Origin of the sequence: Escherichia sp. Lx600-2, from assembly GCF_036662595.1 — a bacterium.
Taxonomy (GTDB): domain Bacteria; phylum Pseudomonadota; class Gammaproteobacteria; order Enterobacterales; family Enterobacteriaceae; genus Escherichia; species Escherichia coli.
This window is the reverse complement of sequence record NZ_JAYQWM010000174.1, coordinates 1-3,219: the sequence shown is the minus strand read 5'-3', so window position 1 is coordinate 3,219 and position 3,219 is coordinate 1. Positions and strand designations below refer to the sequence as shown.

The following is a 3,219-nucleotide window of genomic DNA, read 5'->3' as shown; positions in this document are numbered from 1 at the left end:
AGCTTTTATAGATGAATCAACGGGGAGTGTGGAAAGGGAACATCATGAATTGTTTGCTGATGCCTTGCCCTTTGCATCAGAAGTTGTGCTATTCAGTAAAGTTGCAAGTGAAGCCTGGTTTTTAGCCACTTATCTGAGCAGCGATAATATTAATGAAATCCTGTTTCAGCATCTAAGAAAAACAGAATGCTATAAACTGGTTCGTTATTTATTATCGCAATCGCTCATACAGACTTCACTCTATGATCTTGGTGAGCTTTACGGCGTATCGTATTCACATTTTCGCCGTTTATGTAGTTATGCATTGGGTGGTAAAGTTAAAACGGAATTATGTGGCTGGAGAGTTGCCAGAGCCGTGTTGGAAATGATTGAAGGAAACAGTGATATGACAACTATTGCGCATAAATATGGTTACTCGTCCTCATCACACTTTTCAGCCGAAGTAAAAAGCCGGTTAGGAAAAACACCGAGAGAACTATGTAAAAAGTTATGAAAATAAAATTACGCATTACTATTATATTAATTTCAGTCTTATGCATTTTTAATGGATTATTGACTCCTGGTGCATATGCCGCAGCAGCGAATGGATACGTAGCAAATAAAGAAAATCTACGTAGTTTTTTTGAAACGGTTTCATCATATGCGGGTAAGCCTACAATAGTTAGTAAGCTTGCCATGAAGAAACAGATCAGCGGGAATTTTGATTTAACAGAACCCTATGCCTTGATTGAACGCCTGTCGGCACAGATGGGGCTTATTTGGTATGATGATGGCAAAGCTATTTATATCTATGACTCATCAGAGATGCGTAATGCATTGATTAATCTGAGAAAGGTATCGACGAATGAGTTTAATAATTTCTTAAAAAAATCGGGTCTGTATAACTCTCGTTATGAAATTAAAGGGGGCGGCAATGGTACTTTCTATGTATCGGGGCCACCGGTTTATGTTGACCTGGTCGTTAATGCTGCGAAATTAATGGAGCAAAACAGCGATGGCATTGAGATCGGTCGAAATAAAGTAGGAATAATTCATCTGGTCAACACATTCGTTAATGACCGGACTTATGAGTTACGTGGCGAAAAGATAATTATTCCTGGCATGGCAAAAGTACTATCGACGTTGTTAAATAATAACATTAAGCAAAGCACAGGGGTGAACGTACTTTCTGAAATTTCAAGTCGTCAACAACTAAAAAACGTATCACGTATGCCTCCTTTTCCTGGTGCTGAAGAAGATGATGACCTACAAGTAGAGAAAATAATATCGACAGCAGGAGCGCCAGAGACTGACGATATACAAATTATTGCATATCCTGATACCAACAGTTTACTTGTTAAAGGAACAGTATCTCAGGTTGATTTTATCGAGAAGTTAGTAGCTACGCTTGATATTCCAAAGCGACACATTGAATTATCTTTATGGATAATAGATATTGATAAGACTGATCTAGAACAGCTAGGTGCTGACTGGTCGGACACGATAAAAATTGGATCCAGCTTAAGTGCATCATTTAATAATTCAGGTTCAATTAGTACCCTTGATGGGACACAGTTTATTGCAACAATACAGGCACTTGCACAAAAAAGAAGAGCCGCCGTTGTTGCTCGTCCCGTCGTTTTAACACAGGAGAATATTCCTGCTATATTTGATAATAACCGTACATTCTATACTAAATTAGTCGGCGAGCGTACTGCAGAATTGGATGAAGTAACCTATGGTACGATGATTAGCGTGCTACCACGATTTGCTGCGCGAAATCAAATTGAATTACTCTTGAATATTGAAGATGGCAATGAAATAAATTCTGACAAGACCAATGTTGATGATCTGCCTCAGGTTGGTAGAACGCTTATAAGTACTATTGCACGCGTGCCCCAAGGGAAAAGTCTTTTGATTGGGGGATATACACGCGATACGAATACCTATGAAAGTCGCAAGATCCCAATATTAGGCAGCATTCCATTTATTGGTAAATTATTTGGTTATGAAGGAACAAATGCGAATAACATCGTTCGTGTCTTTCTTATTGAGCCAAGAGAGATCGATGAGCGCATGATGAATAATGCGAATGAGGCTGCGGTTGATGCCAGAGCGATTACACAGCAAATGGCAAAAAATAAAGAAATTAACGATGAATTACTGCAGAAATGGATAAAAACTTACCTGAATCGTGAAGTCGTCGGAGGATAGTGAAATGGCGATTCATGTAGAGCATGTCGGTGTATTAGAAAGAGCTAGGGAAGTTTCTCGCTTAGAGGACATTATCACAGAAGATAATGAAGATATTGAAGCTGAAATGCCTAAAATGGGGGATGATCCCGCAGGTAAAGAAGCTCGGTTCTTACAAGCTACTGACGAGATGTCAGCAGCGTTAACGCAGTTTATGAAGAAAAAAATCTACGAAGAACAACTGGCCAATTTTCTGGACGGAGAAGAATATGTCCTGGAAGACCAGCCAATAGAAAAAACCGACAAAGTTATGGAGGCGCTTAAGGCTGCAACTACCCATGACTATGAAGTGTATAGCTTTGCTAAAAAATTATTCCCAGATGAAAGCGATCTGGTAGTTGTGTTACGTGCAATTTTACGTAAAAAACAAATATCAGAAAATGTCCGGCTAAACGCTGAAGCATTACTTAGAAAAGTTAATCAAGAGACTACTAAAAAATTCATTAATAGCGGCATTAACTCGGCATTAAAAGCAAAGTTATTTGGCCGGGCGCTGTCATTAAATCCAAAATTACTAAGGGCGAGTTATCGGCAATTTTTAATGGCAGAAGACGATGCTGTAGATACTTATGTCGAATGGATTGGTAGTTATGGCTATCAAAATAGAATGTTGGTGACAAAATTTATCAAAGAGACGCTTTTCTCAGATATAAATGCACTTGATGCGAGTTGTTCATCATTGGAATTTGGTATGTTTCTCAATAAGTTGTCACAACTATTGTCTCTTCAGTCGGCAGAGGCTTTATTTCTGAAAACTTTAATGAATAACCCAATAATTAAAAAATTTATCAGCGCAGAAGATTACTGGATATTTTTTCTGATATCGTTAATAAAATTTCCTGAGACTGCAGAGGAACTCCTGAACAATGCACTGGTGACCCTTCCCGCAGATGCTAATTATAAAGACAAAACGTTACTCCTGAAGGCGATTTACAGTGGATGTACAAATCTTCCATTTTCACTTTTTATTAATAATGAACAATTATT

3 protein-coding genes are annotated in these 3,219 nt (G+C 38.3%); all 3 read left to right on the top strand.

The genetic code is table 11. The features are described 5' to 3' along the window. The coding region (gene eivF, locus OQV04_RS23960; RefSeq protein WP_332643146.1) for a type III secretion system transcriptional regulator EivF at positions 1–493 on the top strand (493 nt) is incomplete at its 5' end. Further along, entirely contained in the window at positions 490–2,193 is a 1,704-nt protein-coding gene (gene sctC, locus OQV04_RS23955; protein ID WP_112919155.1) for a type III secretion system outer membrane ring subunit SctC, read from the top strand. The genes eivF and sctC, both read left to right, overlap by 4 nt. Positions 2,194–2,197: 4 nt before the next feature. Beyond that, positions 2,198–3,219: YopN/LcrE/InvE/MxiC type III secretion system gatekeeper (locus OQV04_RS23950; protein WP_332643143.1), on the top strand; the 1,022-nt coding region annotated here is incomplete at its 3' end.